The sequence below is a fragment of the Mycobacterium sp. URHB0021 genome (assembly GCF_054057895.1).
In genome coordinates this window covers 6,912,864-6,929,429 of record NZ_JBSRZT010000002.1, presented here as the reverse complement: position 1 = coordinate 6,929,429, position 16,566 = coordinate 6,912,864, and the positions used below count along the sequence as shown (strand labels likewise).

Here is a 16,566-nt window from a genome sequence, read left to right as displayed (position 1 = left end):
TCACGCTGGACGTGCAGGTGACAACCGCAAGTTGGGATCATCGTGAGTGCTTTATCCACCTTCCGGCCGACGACGTTTCCCGGCGTAACACAGGGATTTTCGCGGACAGCGCGGTTCGGCTTGCTCACTGCATATCCGCCCACGCTGTGCGGGCCGGCGACGTTCGGCGCAGGGCTCGTCGACGGGTTGATCGCCAACGGCGCCAGTGTCAACGTGGTGCGCGTGGCGGACGGGGAGCTGTCCGCGAGTGACCGTGTCATCGGAGAGCTGGTCAACGGCTCGCCGGCCTCCGTCGCGGCATGTGGCGAACTGCTGAACCTGGGTGACGTCGCGGTCATCCAGTACGCGTGCGGCGCCTACGGCTCGGTCGACGGCGATGACGTCATCGGAATCATCGACGGCCTACGTGTCCCCTCGATCGTCATTGTCCGCACTATCGTGAAGAACCCGACGCGACGCCAGCGATCCGTTGTCGAAATGATTGCGGCACAAGCCGACCAGGTTGTCGTGGTGTCCGAGGCGGCCGGCGAACGGCTTCGCAGTGGCTTTACCGTCGACCGGCGCAAGATCGTCACCATCGCCCACGGCGCCACCGTCCCGCCGAACGCTTCCGGCGCGCGAGGCCGCCGGCCGACCGTGCTGACCTGGGGCCTGCTCGGCCCGGGAAAGGGCATCGAGCGGGTGATCGAGGCGATGAAAACGCTGCGTGGTCTCCCCGGCAGGCCGCGGTACATGGTCGTGGGCCCGACACATCCCAAGACGCTGGCCGCCGAGGGCGAGACGTACCGCGATACCCGAATCGAGCAGGCGCGGCGCGGCGGCGTGGCGGATGCGGTGAGCTTCGACGCGGGTTACCGCAACGCCGCGATGCTCACCGCGCTCGTCCAGTCCGCCGCGGTCGTGGTCCTGCCCTACGACTCGACCGATCAGGACGTCTCCGGTGTACTGGTCGACACCATCGCCAACGGCAGGCCCGTGGTGGCCACCGCGTTCCCGCACGCCCTCGAGCTTCTCTGCACGGGGGCGGGCACCGTCGTCGCTCATGACGACCAGGACGCGCTTGTGGCCGCCCTGCGGCGCGTGCTGACCGATCCACGCTTCGCCGGTTCGATGGCTGCCGAGGCGCGCCGATTGGCGCCCGACATGGCCTGGCCGGTTGTCGCCGGCTCGTATCAGAAGCTGGCGCAACAGTTACTGGCCGGCCGTCGCAGAAACATATGAATCACCCGAACAGGCGTCGAACGTAGCCCACACCAAGTCCGTGACCGGTTCAGCTGCATCTGCAGATGCCGGCGCAACTCGTGCAGGCCCGGATCGGTCCAGCGGTTGACGGCCTCCGCCGGATGTCAAACGTGCGCTCCACCTTCCGAATGCGCAGAGGCGCAGGCGGATTGGCCGTCTGCTTCATCCGGCGCGCAGCCCGAGCGGCGAACCGGCGGACAGGTTGCCGCGTGCCCCCGCATTTCACTTCATCTGTTCGCTAATTCGTCTCGAGTAGAGCAGTGTGTAGGAGTGACATCCCGCCCCGACGACCACCCGCCGTTCGGTTGAATGTGGCGTTCCGTGAGCAGTTGCTCGCCGCCGTCGAGGGCCGGCGTGGGGTAGCTGCCGCCGACCGGCTCTGTGAGGCCTGCGTGGCGCTGCTCGACGTCGACGCGGCGGCGATCTCCCTCATCTTCGAGGGTACCGCCACCGGCACCCTCGGTTCCAGCGGCGCCGCGGGGCGGGTTTACGACGAACTGCAGTTCACCCTCGGTGAGGGTCCCTGCCTGGACTCGATCGCCCAACGTGGCCCCGTGCTGGTCGTCGATCTGGCCCACCCGAATGAGGTCCGCTGGCCCGCCTTCGGGCCCGCCCTGCTCTCTCACCGCATCCGCGGTGTTTATGCCATGCCCGTCGTCGTGGCCGGCGAGTACGTCGGCGCCCTTGACCTCTTTCGTGCCGGGCCTGGCCCCCTCGACGGCGACCGGCTCGCCGGCGCCGTCGTCGCAGCCGAAATCGCCGGTCTCCCGCTGCTGGATCTTCTGGACACCGATTTGAAGGCCGCCGTCGACGAACCCGGCAGCAATGCGTGGGCCGAACTCAACACGCTCTCGCGCGCCGAGGTCAGCCAGGCTACCGGCATGCTGGTGGCACAGCTCGGAGTCGAGCCCGCCGAAGCCCTGGTCCGCCTGCGTGCCCACGCCTATTCCACCGGACGCAGCGCCACCGATGTCGCGCGCGACATCCTCGACCGCCGACTCACCCTCGAAACAGACTGATGTGCCCGAAATGACAAGGAGCGCAACGTGACAGGTACACCCCGTGAAACCCGCGTACTCAATGCGGTGGTCTCGCTCGTGGACACACTGCTCGATGATTTCGATGTCGTGGACCTGCTGACCGAGCTGACCGAACGCTCCGCCGAGCTGCTCGACGTCGCGGCGGCCGGTTTCCTTCTCGCGGATCCGCTGAGTCGTCTGCGGCTGTTGGCGGCGACCTCCGAAGAGGCCCGTGACCTCGAACTGTTCCAACTTCAGTCTGACGAGGGTCCGTGCGTCGACTGCTTCACCACGGGTGAACCCGTCTCGGTCGCCGACGTCGCCGCCTTCGTCGAGCGGTGGCCACGCTTCGTGCCCGCCGCACGGGACGCCGGCTTCGCCTCCGTGCACGCCATCCCGATGCGCGCCGCGGGCATCGTGCTCGGCGCCCTCGGCCTCTTCGGCGCCCGGCCGGGCGCACTGGGCGAGGCAGACTTGCTGGTGGGGCAGGCGCTGGCGCATATCGCCTCGGTGGCGATCCTGCAGGAACGCGCGCCGACGCCGTCGTCCGTCCTTCCACCGCTACGTTCGGCGCTGGCCAACCGCGTCGTCGTCGAACAGGCCAAGGGCTTTCTCCGCCAGGCGCTCGACGTCTCCGTGGATCAGGCGTTCACCCTGTTGCGCACGTACGCCCGCACGCAGAACGAACACCTCACCGATGTGGCCCGGCGGTTGATGACCGACCGGCACAGCCGACCCGTCCTGCTGGAGGACATCGCAACCCTGCGACCGCCGTCGCGGTGACGTCAGCGCCGGCGCACCCGCGCCCGTTGGACCGCCTCCTCGACCAGCCGCTCCGCCACCACCGAAAGCTTCGTATTCGCGTTCTGGCTGATCCGGGTCAACCGTTCGAAGGCCTCGTCGCTGCTGACCCCTGAGCGGCCGCGAATGATGCCGATCGCCTGATCGATGACCGCCCGTGTGACCAGCGCGCGCTGCAGTTCCCTGGTCCGTTCCCGCGCCCCCGCCAACAATTGCGCGTTGTACAGCGACACCGCGGCGGGGCCCGCGAACTGTGAACCCAGTTTCACGGCATGAGCGGAGAACGCGTCTCGCCTGCAGGCGTAGGAATTGATCGCTCCGATGACCTCATCGCCCACCAGCAGTGGCAGCGCCAAGGCGGAGTGCACTCCCATCCGGGCGACCCGGCCGCCGAAATGTGGCCACCGACGGTCGCTGCCCAACGATCCGCTGACCGCCGGCCGGCGCGTCTGCATGCACGTGATGCACGGCCCCTCGCCGAGGACCTCGTATTGCACGGCGTCGATCTCGCGGATGAAGTCGGCCGTGACGGCCCACTGAGAAATGCGCGGGTGGTCCTCGCGCATTTCGTTCAACGTTGCTCCCGCGCCGTCGGCGCCCGGAATGGCCTGCACCGCCAATTGGGCTATATCACCCAGGATTTCGCTGACCTCGCGAGCTCCCGCGACGATTCCCGCCACCCCGCTCACCCCAGCCTGCAGATCGACGTCATCGGCTTCCCGCTGCGCCGCAGAGAGTTCGGGGTCCGGCGGTGTCGTGCGTCCGGGTTGGGGGTCGTACTCGGCCATCGTGAGCGTAAATCTACGCCCACGCCGCCGAGATCAGTCCACCAACGACAGGGCGTGTGCGCGCCGCAGCTTGCCCGATGGTGTCTTCGGGATCATGCCCGGCTCGAGCACGACGACGTTGCGGGGCCGCACGTTGACCTCCGCGAACACCTCGTGGGCCACGTCGTGCTCGATGCGACGGGCTTCCTCGCGAACGGAGTGCTCCTTCGACTCGACCGCGACGGCGAATGTCTCTCGCGACAGGCCCGCGTCCAACCGCACCGCCACCGCACACCCCGGGCGGACTCCGGCCACGCGGCTGGCTGCACGTTCGATGTCCGTCGGGTAGATGTTCCGGCCGGCCATGATGATCACGTCCTTGACCCGGCCGCACACCACGATCTCGCCGGTTTCGGTGAGGTAACCCAGGTCGCCGGTGTCATACCAGCCCTGCTGGTCCTGTGCGCCGAGGAAGCCGCCCATCGTGGTGTAGCCGCGGGTCACCGGCTCGCCGCGCACGTGGATGACCCCCACCCCGCGCGCCGGCATGATGCTGCCGTCCTCGTCGACGATTCGCGCCTCGATGCCCTCCAACGGCTGACCGAGGCTGACCAGCCTGCGGGTACGCCCCCTGGTTGCCGGAATCGCCAGGTGGAGTACCGACAGCATGTCGGCGTCCACTTCGTCGACGACCATGCCGCCCCCGCACTTGGAGAACGACACCGCGACCGTGGTCTCGGCCATGCCATAAGCGGGAATGATGGCCTCCGGCTTCAACCCGAACGGCGCGCCTGCCTCGCAGAGGTCCTCCATGTCGGCGGGATCGACCTGCTCCGCACCGGAGAGCGCCCATCGCAGCGACGACAGGTCGAAGTCGCCCGGTTTCGCCTGCCTGCGCAACCGCTTGGCGAACAGGTTGTAGGCGAAGTTCGGGGCGGCGGTCATGGTGCCCTTGTACTTGTCGATCAGCCGGGCCCACAACAGCGTGTCGCGCAGGAAGTCCATCGGCGTGATCTTGACGAGTTCGACGCCGTAATACATCGGCACGGTGAGGTAGCCGGTCATGCCCATGTCGTGGAAACACGGCAACCAGCTGATGATCACATCGCGATCCGGGTCCACGTCGGCGCCTGCGAACATCGCCTCGGCATTGGCCACGAAGTTTCCGTGTGTGATGCCAACGGCTTTCGGGGAGCCTGTGGAGCCTGAGGTCAGCTGCAGGAATGCCAAGTCGTCGTCGTAGGTGGTGACCGGAGCTATGCCCCGGTTGTCAAGCAGCTGCTCGACCGTCAGCACGCACATGCCGCGCTCCGAAAGCACCGGCGCCGCAAGCATGAACGGATCGGAGACCACTACCGCCTTCGCGTCGATCATCTGGATGACCGCGGTGGTCTCGTCGGCCCACCGCTGCAGGTCGGTTCGTGGTGTGGGCTGGTGCAGCATCGTGAGGCAGGCGCCGCGCATCCAGATGCCCTGCGCCGTCGGCGCGATCTCGACCGGGGCGCCGGCCAGGACGGCCACCGCGTCGCCGTGTCCCACGCCGGCGGCGGCCAGGCCCCCAGCGACCTGTTTGGCGCGCTGATGCACCTCCGCCCAGGTGTGGCGGACGGGTGCGTGTGGTTCGCCGGTGGTCATCCCCTTGAGGCTCCACCGGGCGTTGTTGAACATGGTCTCGGTGAATCGGCTCACGAGCGTCCCCCTCGCTCCGGCGCGAACGCGCAGGCTATTGGGCTGTGGTGGGTGAAAAGCGGCGCGAGATGGCAGGCGCCGACACGGTTGGAGCCGCTGGAGTGCGACTGTCGCCAGCCCCAGGTCAGGGCCGGCGAGGATGGCAACAGAGTATGACTTCCTTCGGTACACCCCAGGTGATCCGCCACTCCGGGTGAAGTGCGGGGCCTAGCAACGAGACGACATGACTGTACAGACTCGGTCGCTGCCGAGCGAAGAAGCGCGCCGAGCTCCCCGGATAGGCGCATAACCCCAGGCAAACGACCCCCACCGATGCCAAATTGCAACCTGCTTGTGCCGGATCACGTCAAGATCAGAGTCCGTTCGGCAGGGAAATCAAGATCGCCGCCGTGACGTGTCCGCGAGGCTGTGTAGTCAACCGGTGAATGAGGTTACGCGCCGGAGGCCGACTTTGTCCCCGTTGCCCGCAAGCCGGACGCAATCGTTAGCGATGCTGCACTTGCAGCCGCTGCCGCAGTCCCGTCGCGCGGACCGCCCGGCGGTCGATCGCCGCCCGTACTTCGAGCTCCGACCCGGCCAGCCGTACCTTGTATTTCGCGCGGGTCACGGCGGTGTAGAGCAACTCGCGGGTGAGCAGTCTGGAGTCTTCCGGCGGAAGCAGAACGGTGATCTCGTCAACCTGGCTGCCCTGGCTCTTGTGGATCGTCATCGCATGCATGGTGTCGACGTCGGCCAGCCGAGTGGTGGCGAAGTCGAGGGACTCGCGCGCGCCGGCGACCACCGCCCGCAGGCCGTTGTTGCTTGCGATCGTCACGCCGGTGTCGCCGTTGTACAGGCCAAGGCCATAGTCGTTGGCGGTCACCAGGATCGGCCGCCCGGCATACCAGGATCCCCAGATCGGGTCACCTGTTTCCTCGGTGAGCCAGCGTTCCACCTGGCGGTTCCAGTGCGCAGCGCCATGGGGGCCTCGTCGGTGAGCGCACAACAGCCGGTGCTGGCCGAGCGTCGAAAGCGCTGTCGTGACGTCGCCGAGAAGCGCCGCCTGGCGCAGTGCAAGGGCTTGTGGCACAAGAACTTTCCGGAGCGACGCGGACGGCTCGCCGGTGTCGATCCAGTCGATGTGCTCGCCGCCCGCGCGCAGCAGGTCCATCACCTGGTCACCGTCTCCGGAGCGAATCGCCGACGCCAACGTGCCGATCGACTGGCCGAACCGGTGCGGCGTCTTCAGCTCGGCGATACGGGCCGCACCCAGTCCGTCGACCAGGTCCGCGAGCACGGCGCCTGCTTCCACCGACGCGAGCTGGTCGGGATCGCCGACCAGGATCAGCCGGGCGTCCGGACGCACCGCCTCCAGCAGCCGCGCCATCATCGTCAACGACACCATCGACGTCTCGTCCACCACGATCACGTCGTGTGGCAACCGGTTGCCGCGATGGTGGCGGAACCTGGCTGATGTGTCCGGTCTGCTGCCGAGGAGCCGGTGCAGGGTCATCGCCTGCAGCCCGGCCAGCGCCTCCCGGTCCGTCGGCGCCAGCTCGGCGACCTCCAGCTGCACCGCCTCCTGCAGCCGGGCCGCCGCCTTGCCCGTCGGCGCCGCCAGGGCGATCCGCAATCGGGTTCCGCCGGCCAGCAGGGCCAACAGCCGCGCCACGGTGGTCGTCTTCCCCGTACCCGGGCCACCGGTCAGCACCGTCAGCCCCTGTGACAACGAGGCTTCCGCAGCCGCGCGCTGCTCCTCGAACCCCGACGGGAACAGACGGTCGAGGTCCGGCGACGGCTGTCTCGGCCGAGCCGCGACCATCCTCAGGATGTCGTCGCACACCTGCTGTTCCTCGACCCAGTACCGATCGAGGTACAGCAGATGGCCGTCGACGCGAAGCACCGGCGGTGCCTCCGCCAATGGACTCCTGCGCACCGCGGACAGCCAGTCGTCCAGGTCTGGCCACGGTAGGCCCTGCACTGCCACCTGCTGGTCCACCTCGCTGAGATCGACACACACCGACCCGTTCCGCAATGCCCGCACCACGACGGCCACGGCCAGCGCGACGGCCTCGTCGGACTCCTCGGCGAGCGCGGTGAGCCGCTGCGCCACGTGCACATCCGGGGCGTCGATCACCTCGGCGTCGACGAACTCCCGGAGCAGACCGGTGGCCCCTGCGGCCCGTCGCCATTCCACGCTCGTCATGCGGCGACCCTGCCCGCATCGACCAGATCCGACAGCGCGGTGATGAGCGACGCCGGTGGTCGCCAACTGAACACCCCGGCCGGGTGGCCGTCGATGACCGGGGTGTCCGGTCCGCACATCCCCCGCAGAAACAGATATGCCACGCCGCCCAGGTGGCTTTCGGGCGTGTACCCGGGCAGTCGCCACCGCAGAAACCTATGCAGCACAACGCTGTACAGCAGCGCCTGCAATGGGTAGTCCGAATGCAGCATCGCCTCGGCGAGCCGGGGCGGCGCGTAATCCGCGGCGGTCAGCGGTCGAGCGGGATCGCCGAGCCAGTTCGTCTTGTAGTCGACCACCAGATACCGGTCACCGACGCGCAGCACCACATCCACCGAACCCGACAGATACCCCTTCAGCGGTTGGGCGCCCAATGCTGCTCCGGTCAGCCGGTCCGCGTAAGACGCGAGCGGATCGTCGTTCGTCAGATGCCGCCGCAACAACTCGCCGACGTGCGTGAGTCTGACCTCGGGCGCCGCGGCGCGCACATCACCGCCTGCCAGGGGGAATTCGAAGTCCATCTCCCGCAGTCGGTCCCGTAGGCCGATCTGGCGCAGCGTCAGGCCGTCCGCCAGCGGACCCAGCGGACTGTCGTGCATCGGTACCAACGCGGCGGCCAGATCGGGGGCGGGCACGTCGACCGGCCACCACGCCGAGTGCTCGCAGATGTGCCGTTCCAGTTCGGCAGCGAGATCGACGGCGAAGGGGTCGGCCGTCTCCAGCACCGCGTGCACCAGCGTGCCGAATTTCGCGCCCATCGGCAGATCCGCCATCGGCGACGGCACGTCGTCGCCCTGTGCCGCGGCGACGAGCGGGATCTCGGCGACCTCGTCGTCCAGTTCGACCACCTCGGGCTCGCTGCTCACCGGCGTCGACTCGGCCGCGCGGATCAGACCGGAATACGAGGTCCGGCGCCAGGATGTGTCGATCGTGCGGTGGAAGTGCCGGGCCTGGAAATCCGGCCGTGTCTGTGCACGTGGCCGCGGGGCAGCGGGGCGGATGACCGACTCTTCGATAACCGGGCCTCCGACGGCCTCCCACTCCGTGAACGTCGCCATCGCGTCGTGATCGGAAACCTTGCCCGGCACAACGCTGTCCGGCACCACCGGTTCGCCGGGCCGTCGGCCCCGGAGCAACCGCGACAGACCGCCGTTCGGTTCGTCCTTGGACGGCGCCCACCACGCCACCACCTGTGCCTGCGCCCGCGTCATCGCCACATACATCAAACGGCTGTCGTCACTTGCATCCTCGGCGCGCCCCAGCTTCGACACCGCGTTGAAGTCCGGACTGTCGCTGCCACCGATGTGCAGACACCTGGTGTCGCCTTCGTGGTACAGCACCAGCTCGGGTTCCCACACGTTGCGGTTGAACGCGAACGGCAGATACACGATCGGGAACTGCAGTCCCTTGGCGACGAACACGGTCATGACCGCAACCGCCGCGGCGTCATTGTCCAGCCGGCGAGCGTGTTCGGACACGCCGCTTCGGTCGTCGCGCTGCGCGCGCAACCAATCCCGTAGGGCGGGAAGCGTGAAGTGCTCTCGGTGCGCAGCCTGCTGCAGCAGTTGCGTCATGTGCGCCAGGTCGGTCATCAGCCGGTCGCCGTTCTGCCACGACAGCACCCGGTCACCCATGCCGTTGAGCTGCGCCGCCTCGAAGATCGCTGCGACACCACGTTCGCGGGCGTGACTGGCCCACTCCCGCAACGTGTCCGCGACGCGATCGGTCAACTCGTCACCTCCGTCGACGAGCGACTCGGCCGTCTCGCCGAAGAACATCGTCGCCGCCGCGGCCCGCACGATGCCGGACCGGTGCGGCTGATCGAACGCCTCGAGCAGCGCCAGCCAATCCTGCGCGGCATCCGAGGTGAAGATGCCGGAGTCGCCGGTATAGACCGCAGGAATGCCGGCCTCACACAGCGCGTCGTAGCACACGCGGGCGTCTCTGTGCTTCTCCACGATCACCGCTATGTCGCCGGCCTCTAGCGGTCTGCCGTCGAACGTGGCATCCGAGTTCAGCAGGGTGCCGATGTCGGCCGCCAGATCACGCGAGATGTGAGTGCGCAGTTGGTCGATCAATATCACGTGCGTGCCGCTGCGGCCGAACTTCTCCCGACCCACCACCCGCAGCCGGAAAGGATCGGGGCGCGGGGCGCCCACCAGGCGGGACCCTTCGTGGTGCGCTTCGACGTCGTGGACGATGATCCGCTCATGCCCGAGACGCGCACCACGCAGTACCGCCTGCAGTCGCTCCACCAGCGCGGCGTCGCTTCGCCAGTTCGTGCCCAGCGTCATCTGCGTGCCCGCGGTCGCTGACGCACTGAGATACGTGACGATGTCTCCGCCGCGGAAGGCGTAGATGGCCTGTTTGGGATCGCCGATCAGGATCAGCGTCGAGCGGCCGGTGAACGCGCGGTCGATCACCTGCCACTGCACCGGATCGGTGTCCTGGAACTCGTCGACCATCACGATCGGCCAGCGGTGATGCATCCGCGCCTGCGCCGCCGAGTCGTGGGCCTTCAGCGCGTCGGCCAGCCGGCCGAGCAGATCGTCGTAGCCGAGAATGCCGCGTCGCCGCTTCCGGATCTCCAGTTCGGCTGTGACATCCTGCGCGAAGCGAACGCACACCGCCGCGCGCGAACCGGGGTCGGGATCCTCCGGCCGTAGCTGCGTCGCCGGATGGTTGACCACCTCGCGAGCCAGCCGCAGCGCGTCGGGGTAGGTCAGCAGCGGATGATCGCGGTCGCGGCCGAAGTGACGCAGGTAGAGGTCGTCGACGATCTCGGTGACCAGCTCGTCGAGGCTCTCCACCAGCGTCACGCCGCTGTCGGTGTCGCCCGCGACCCCGAGAGATCTGAGTACCAGTTGGCAGAACTGATGTGTGGTGGCGATGGTCGCCGCGTCGAATGTGGCCAGGGCGTCGCGCAGACGTCGCCGGCGATCCTGGAGTTCCTCTGGCGTTCCGGCGAGGAGATGGGCCACCACCTGGTTGTCGCCGGCACGGGAGGGATCGGCGAAAGCGTGGACTGAATCGACGATTTGACGGCGCACTCGATCACGCAGCTCCTGAGTGGCGGCTCGGCTGAACGTGATCAACAGCATTTGGTCCAGCGTGGCCACACCCTCGGCGATATAGCGCGTGACCAGACCGGCCAGGGCGAAGGTCTTGCCCGTCCCGGCGCTGGCCTCCAGCACGGTGGTCGACCGCTCGGCGGGCAGCGGTCCCAGCAGATCGAAGGGCTTCATCGTCACTCCAGCGCTCGCAGCATCGGCAGCCACAGACGGCACGCGTAGGTGTCGAGGCCCCGGTCGACGAGGTGGGTCAGCCATGTGCCCTTACCGAACGCCAGCTGATACGCCGGCTCCTGGTCCTCGCCGGGATAATTGTTGGTCTTCCAACGGAAACCGGCCGCGCGTTCGGCATCGCCGTGGCCGTGCCGGGCGTCCGCCCACGCATAGGACGTCTTGACGGGAAGCGGCAACGGCTCGCGTCGCCCCTCGTCGTCCATCGCGACGAGGTCGGCCAACAGGTCCAGCGCGGATTCCGCAGGCCGGTTCATGATCTCCACCCGCGGTGTCGTGCCACGCCTGGGCCGGCCGATCGAGATGGCCGACCAGTCCCGGCCGGCAGCGTGGGCGAGCAACGCCAGCAACGGAATCCATGGTTGCAGCAGGTGGCGGCCGTCGAGCTTGGAATAGGTCACTGAGACCAGCCGATTCCCGTACACCGGTGAGACGGTGCCGATGAGCCGCCGCCCACCGCCCAGGTCGATGTCGACGTCGACGGCGCCGGGTTCTGCGCTGCGATAGGGACGGGCGGCGTCCGCGATCAACGCGGCCTGATCGCAGATCTCGTTGGCCTTGCGCCAGCCCAGGTTTCCGGGTGGAAGCGTGCCCCGTCGCCATTCGGCCTGACGCGCCTGGTCGGGATCCATGCCGTGCAGCATGTCGTGCAGCATCCGGTCGCCGACCGTCCACTCCTCCAGGCCGTTGATGTCGACCGGCATGGCGTCCTCGACGCCGTCGACCTCCCACGGCAGGGTGTAGTCGAGCGCGCGGAAGAACCCCTTCACCGGATCGCGGAAGAACGCGACGAGATCGGCGAGCGCCACGTCGTCGGGCGGCGGAGCGGGCAGCGGGCCGGAAATGAACGGGGGTCGGTCGGCGCGCTCGCCGGTGCGCGCGATCGCCGCGCGTTTCACGGTGGTGTCGAAGGTGAACGGCTCGCCGGGTATCAGCATGCCGGGGATCACGTTGCGGGTATCGAAGGGCTGCAACGGATGCCGGACGACTATCCTGTCGCGCACCGGCGCGGGCGTCGTCACATCCAAGGAGTCGATGAGCTCGGCGAGCGGTACCGCGGGTGGGCGTTCCTGACCGGAGTACTCGTTGGCGCCGGTGTAGGTGATCACCAGCTTCTCGGTGGCGGCGCTGATCGCGTCCAGCAGCAATTGCCGCTCCTCGGAACGGATGTCGCGCTCGCCGGTCATCGGGTCGCGGGCCAGCGCATCGTCGCCGTCGACAACGCCCACCCGTGGGAACACGCCGTCGTCCAGGCCGACCAGGCACACCACCCGGTGCGGCACCGAGCGCATCGGCACCATGGTGCACACGGTGAGCGTGCCGGTGCGGAAGTTGGCCCGGGTCGGGCGTCCCGCGAGGTGGCTTTCCAGCAGGGCACGGATGTCGGGCAGGCGCATCAGCGTGCCGGCCCGCGGCCCTGCGCTATTCAGCACATCGGCGAACTCGCGCTCGAGCTGGCTGGTCTGCCAGGCATCGTCGTCGTCGACCCGGGCCAGTAGGCTGATCCCGTCGGCGAGTGAGGTCAACCATTGATTCAATGGCTGTGCACGGGTGAGAGATTCGACGGTATGCGCAAGCCTGTCCACGAATTCGGCCAGCTGCCCGGCGAGTTCGACACGGTTGCTGCCGACGTCGTCGAGCGGCAGGGTGGTGTCGATCCAGGCGTGCGAATCGTCGGACATCGCCACTCCGGCGAGGACGCGGTCGATACCGAAACGCCAGGTGTTCTGGACGAAGTCGACGCCGAACGGTTGGCGATGTGCGCGGTCGAAGCCCCAGCGGATGTTGGCCTGACGGACCCACCGGGTGATGTCTTCCAGGTTGTCGTCGGTGAACCCGAATCGGGCCCGCACCGGTTCGGTCTGCGCGAGGTTCAGCACCTCGCTGGACGTCGCCCGCCCGCCGGCCAATGCCAGCAGTTGGGACGCGACGCCGAGCAGCGGATTGGTTTGCACGAGTGAGCGGTCAGCCAGGCGCACCCGCAACTGATGGGCCGGATGCACGCCACGGATCATGTCGCCGAGCCCGAAGCCGGCGACGATCAGCGGCGCGTAGGTTTCGATGTCCGGGCACATGACGAGGATGTCGCGGGGTTCCAGAGGCCTGTCGTCGGCGAGCAGACCGAGCAGGACCTCTCTGAGGACGTCGATCTGACGGGCCGGCCCGTGGCAGCTGTGGATCTGCACCGAACGGTCAGTTGGGTTGTGCGCCCGGCCTTCCGGCCTGACCGCGTTGGCGGTGATATCGGATTGCAGCCAGCCCAGGAGGCTATCGGGTCGGTCGGTGCCGGCCAGGTATTCGTCGGTCTGCGTCTGGGCGGGCAGGCTGCGTTGCAGCTCGCGCAGGTCGCGGCCGAGAGTGGCCAGCAAGGGGTGGGCCACTTCGCGGTGGCTGGTGTCGTCGCGGCGGGGGACCGGCCCGTGAATGCCGCGGAGTGAGGACCACAGGTCATCGCTGGGGTGCGGTAACCACAGATGGAGTTCGTGGTGGGTGGCCAGGGCCTCGAGAAGTTCGATCTCGGTGCTCGGCAGTCTCGTGTGACCGAAGAGCGAGATCCGCTCTGGCAGGCTGGTCGGGGATTCCTGCAGGGAGGCAACGGTTTTGGCGTGCCTGATGTGGGGCGGGTCGGCATCGATGCGGTCGACGAGCGCACGCCACAAGGCTGGCTGCCAGTGAAGGTCGGGCGTGATGTCGCCGGTGGTTTCGCGTTCCCAGTCGACGAGCAGCTGCGGCCGCTGGCGTGCATACGAGGCGAACAACCCGGCCAGCCGGCGGGCCACCGAGTAGCGCCGGCCCTGCCGAAGCTCCTTCTCCTCACCCGCTTCGAAATGCCCGAGGTGGGTGGCCAGAGGTTTGCACCAGGCCTGCGCGCAGCTGGCGTCGATGACGTCCAGCATTGGCCAGACCATGGCATCGGGTGACCACGGGTCGTCTTGGGCCGTGCCCGTGATCTCTCCGATGAGCGACCGGGGGTTACGGAACGAGATGCCCGCGCAGACACCGTCCTGACCGTCACCGCGCCCGAGGATGTGGGAGAGGCGCTGACTCAGCCAGCGCTCAACTCCCTTGGCGGGCACGATGACGAGTTCTTCGGCGAACGGGTCGGCGAGCGGATCACTCAGGAGCGCACCGAGGCCGTCGGCCAGGAGATCTGTGCGCTCGGCACGGTGCAGGTGCATGGCCATCGAGCGTCAGACTACGGCCGGCTGGCCGTCGCCTTTGACGAGGCGCGTCAATTCCCGGAGCACACGGTCGAGTTCGCCGACCATCCAGCTGCTCAGGCCGCGCCTGCGATAGGCATCCAGTAGCTCGCCGTAGTACCAGAGATGGTCGTGCGGGTTCTTTCGGTTGAACCGGTCCCACAGTGACGGCCCGTGCGTGTGGTAGTCGCGCAGCATCGACCTCGCGTTGTCGAGCTTGTCGGCGACCGAGACCAACAGCATGTCCTGGCCGACGTCCGCCAGGTGGTCGATGTACTTTTGCTTGCGCTCCGGCCACGGCGGCTTCGGCACCTCGTTGGTGTCGCTGCACTCCTCGACGATGCGCGCGACCTCGTTGCCGAAATTGACGCGGATCTCCTCCAGCGTCGGGGGACCGCCCTGATCCTCGACGGCGTCGTGCAGCAGCGCCGCGATGGCCTGCGTCTCCGAGCCGCCGTCGTTGAGCACCAGCCCCGCGACCGTCAGCAGATGCCCGACATACGGGATGTCGCCGCCCTTGCGGACCTGGTCGTGATGCTTCTGCTCGGCGTACACCAGCGCTTTCGAGAACTGCCCCGTCAGTATCGGAGTTGCGGTTTGCTCAGTCACCTTCTTTTGCCTCCTCTTCCAGTACGACCATAGCGAGAGGGAGTGACATTTCTGTTTGCCCATCTCTCAGCGAGAAAGTCGCTGACGGGTCTCGAACGACCGCCCGCGCGGGACGAACTACACTCGTCTCAGCTTCACGAGATGCCGTCGCCAAGCTCCGACTGGACGGCACGCCAACCCCACGCTCGTGGGTGGCTCGGATGACGAAGCGGTCTGCACCAGCCGGTGCGGGCAAGAGCGCCTCGGCCGCCGGGGCCCGGAAACCTGAGAGCCTTTCGTGCGTAAGTCCTTCTTCCGCCATTTCATCGCCGACCCCGTGTGCGCGTTGTCTGACCCCGGTCATCACGTCGACATCGGCCGCTACTTCATGGCCGTGGTCAAGTCGTCGGTCGCCGTCCGGGTCACCGGGGTCGTCGGCGACGACGGGTTGGTCCGCCTCGACTGGGACGACGGGTCGGCCCGTCTCTGGCATCACCGCCCGGCGGATCTCGAATTCGCGCTGCGAGACACCGCGGGCCGCGCCGAATGGGCGCCGGAATGGCAGGTGCTGCTCGTGCCGGGCGCCGCTTTGGCCGACGAGCGCACGGTGTTCACCCTCGCCACACCCGACCAGCACAGCGAGTGCATCGCCGGTTGACGGTTACTCGAAGTCAGCCCTGCCCAACGGTGTTGGAGTCAACGGCGTTATCGTCACCGTGTTGGAGACACCGCTGACGCTCACGAGGCTGTCGTTGCACTCGATCGCCTTGTGGTCTCCGACGCCGGCGACGCTGATCTGCCCGCCCGGCTCCGGCGGCGCCACCGTGGGGTAGCTCGGCATGCTGGGGAAGCTGGGAATCGTCGGGATCGTGCCGCCGGGCAGCGCACTCTTCACGCTGTAGACGATCACGCCCGCGACCCCGCAGATGGTCCCACACGGCCGTTTGCGGTGCCGGGATTGCGGCAACTCCGCCGCCATGATCGGAAACCTGCGCTCCGTCGTGCTCGACACCAAAGATCCGCGCCAACTCGGACAGTTCTACGAGGCGGTGCTCGGCGGAACATTCGAGGCGGTGGACGACACCTGGTCGGTGCTGACGGACCCGACCGGCCGCCGCCTCGCGTTCCAGCTGTCGCCCGAACACCAACCGCCGCGCTTTCCCGACCCCAGGGGTTCCCAGCAGTTCCACCTCGACATCCAGGTCGACGACATCGACACGGCCGAGCGTGACGTGTTGGCGCTGGGCGCCAGCCGGGTGACGGACGCCGAAGGTGAAGACCGCTTCCGGGTCTTCCGCGACCCCGCGGGGCACACCTTCTGCCTGGTCTGGGGCATCACCCCAACCGATGTCTGATCGCGGCAGGCAGCGTCCCCTCGGGATCGCACAGTCGCAGGACTCGCAGCACCGCACCGCTGGCGAGCAGAATCCAGCTCACGGATGCCTGTGCGCATCGTGTTTCGATTGTGCGTAGCGCCGAAAACCCTGCGGTGCCAAAGAATTCCACCTGGCTCAGGTCCAGGATCAAGTGACGGCAGTTGGCGGCGCGCCCGAAAACGTGGGCCGCGAGGCACTCGGCGTTCGAAGCGTCGATGTCGCCGGCGACGCCGATGCGCACCTCGGAGGGACTGAGCCACTCGGTCGAGGCAAACAATCGGTCACCGCCGATCGCGGCCACGGGCCTGCCCGACGCCGGGCGGTCAGAGGGCATTGCTTCGGACATAAGTGTGGTTAC

Annotated in this window: 13 protein-coding genes and 1 riboswitch; of the genes, 5 read left to right on the top strand and 8 right to left on the bottom strand. The window is 67.8% G+C overall.

What is annotated here, in order from left to right; all coding sequences use genetic code 11:
- Positions 1–39: 39 nt before the first annotated feature.
- From ACVWWN_RS36155 to ACVWWN_RS36145, 3 genes are all read left to right on the top strand, one after another.
- On the top strand, positions 40–1,221 hold the full coding sequence (locus ACVWWN_RS36155; protein WP_457149413.1) for a glycosyltransferase: 1,182 nt from the start codon (positions 40–42) through the stop codon (positions 1,219–1,221).
- Between the two features lie 332 nt (positions 1,222–1,553).
- A complete protein-coding gene (locus ACVWWN_RS36150; RefSeq protein ID WP_457149412.1) occupies positions 1,554–2,261 on the top strand; it encodes a GAF and ANTAR domain-containing protein in 708 nt (235 codons plus the stop codon).
- Positions 2,262–2,288: 27 nt separating this feature from the next.
- On the top strand, positions 2,289–3,044 hold the full coding sequence (locus ACVWWN_RS36145) for a GAF and ANTAR domain-containing protein (protein ID WP_457148139.1): 756 nt from the start codon (positions 2,289–2,291) through the stop codon (positions 3,042–3,044).
- A 2-nt stretch (positions 3,045–3,046) separates the two neighbouring features.
- On the opposite strand, the gene ACVWWN_RS36140 is transcribed toward ACVWWN_RS36145, so the two are convergent.
- From ACVWWN_RS36140 to ACVWWN_RS36115, 6 genes are all read right to left on the bottom strand, one after another.
- On the bottom strand, positions 3,047–3,850 hold the full coding sequence (locus ACVWWN_RS36140; RefSeq protein WP_457148138.1) for a GAF and ANTAR domain-containing protein: 804 nt from the start codon (positions 3,848–3,850) through the stop codon (positions 3,047–3,049).
- Between the two features lie 33 nt (positions 3,851–3,883).
- Positions 3,884–5,518, bottom strand: a complete 1,635-nt coding sequence (locus ACVWWN_RS36135) for a fatty acyl-AMP ligase (RefSeq protein WP_457148137.1) — start codon at positions 5,516–5,518, stop codon at positions 3,884–3,886.
- Positions 5,519–6,002: 484 nt separating this feature from the next.
- Positions 6,003–7,703 carry an exodeoxyribonuclease V subunit alpha gene (gene recD / locus ACVWWN_RS36130; protein ID WP_457148136.1) on the bottom strand — a complete coding sequence of 567 codons (1,701 nt, stop codon included), beginning with the start codon at positions 7,701–7,703 and terminating at the stop codon, positions 6,003–6,005.
- Positions 7,700–10,987, bottom strand: coding sequence for an exodeoxyribonuclease V subunit beta (gene recB / locus ACVWWN_RS36125; protein ID WP_457148135.1), 3,288 nt, complete (start codon positions 10,985–10,987; stop codon positions 7,700–7,702). The genes recD and recB overlap by 4 nt, the downstream gene beginning before the upstream one ends.
- 2 nt (positions 10,988–10,989) lie before the next feature.
- Complete coding sequence (gene recC / locus ACVWWN_RS36120; RefSeq protein WP_457148134.1) at positions 10,990–14,229, bottom strand: exodeoxyribonuclease V subunit gamma; 3,240 nt, start codon at positions 14,227–14,229, stop codon at positions 10,990–10,992.
- A gap of 6 nt (positions 14,230–14,235) precedes the next feature.
- Complete coding sequence (locus tag ACVWWN_RS36115; RefSeq protein ID WP_457148133.1) at positions 14,236–14,853, bottom strand: HD domain-containing protein; 618 nt, start codon at positions 14,851–14,853, stop codon at positions 14,236–14,238.
- A gap of 132 nt (positions 14,854–14,985) precedes the next feature.
- Positions 14,986–15,097: riboswitch (SAM riboswitch) on the top strand.
- 33 nt (positions 15,098–15,130) lie between these two features.
- Here ACVWWN_RS36115 and ACVWWN_RS36110 point away from each other — a divergent pair.
- Entirely contained in the window at positions 15,131–15,490 is a 360-nt protein-coding gene (locus ACVWWN_RS36110; protein WP_457148132.1) for a hypothetical protein, read from the top strand.
- 3 nt (positions 15,491–15,493) lie between these two features.
- On the opposite strand, the gene ACVWWN_RS36105 is transcribed toward ACVWWN_RS36110, so the two are convergent.
- A complete protein-coding gene (locus ACVWWN_RS36105; protein ID WP_457148131.1) occupies positions 15,494–15,811 on the bottom strand; it encodes a hypothetical protein in 318 nt (105 codons plus the stop codon).
- Here ACVWWN_RS36105 and ACVWWN_RS36100 point away from each other — a divergent pair.
- Positions 15,810–16,187, top strand: a complete 378-nt coding sequence (locus tag ACVWWN_RS36100; RefSeq protein WP_457148130.1) for a VOC family protein — start codon at positions 15,810–15,812, stop codon at positions 16,185–16,187. The two genes, ACVWWN_RS36105 and ACVWWN_RS36100, sit on opposite strands and share 2 nt — an antisense overlap.
- Here the strand turns inward: ACVWWN_RS36100 and ACVWWN_RS36095 are convergent.
- On the bottom strand, positions 16,168–16,542 hold the full coding sequence (locus tag ACVWWN_RS36095; protein WP_457148129.1) for an STAS domain-containing protein: 375 nt from the start codon (positions 16,540–16,542) through the stop codon (positions 16,168–16,170). The genes ACVWWN_RS36100 and ACVWWN_RS36095 overlap by 20 nt on opposite strands.
- Between the last annotated feature and the right edge of the window lie 24 nt (positions 16,543–16,566).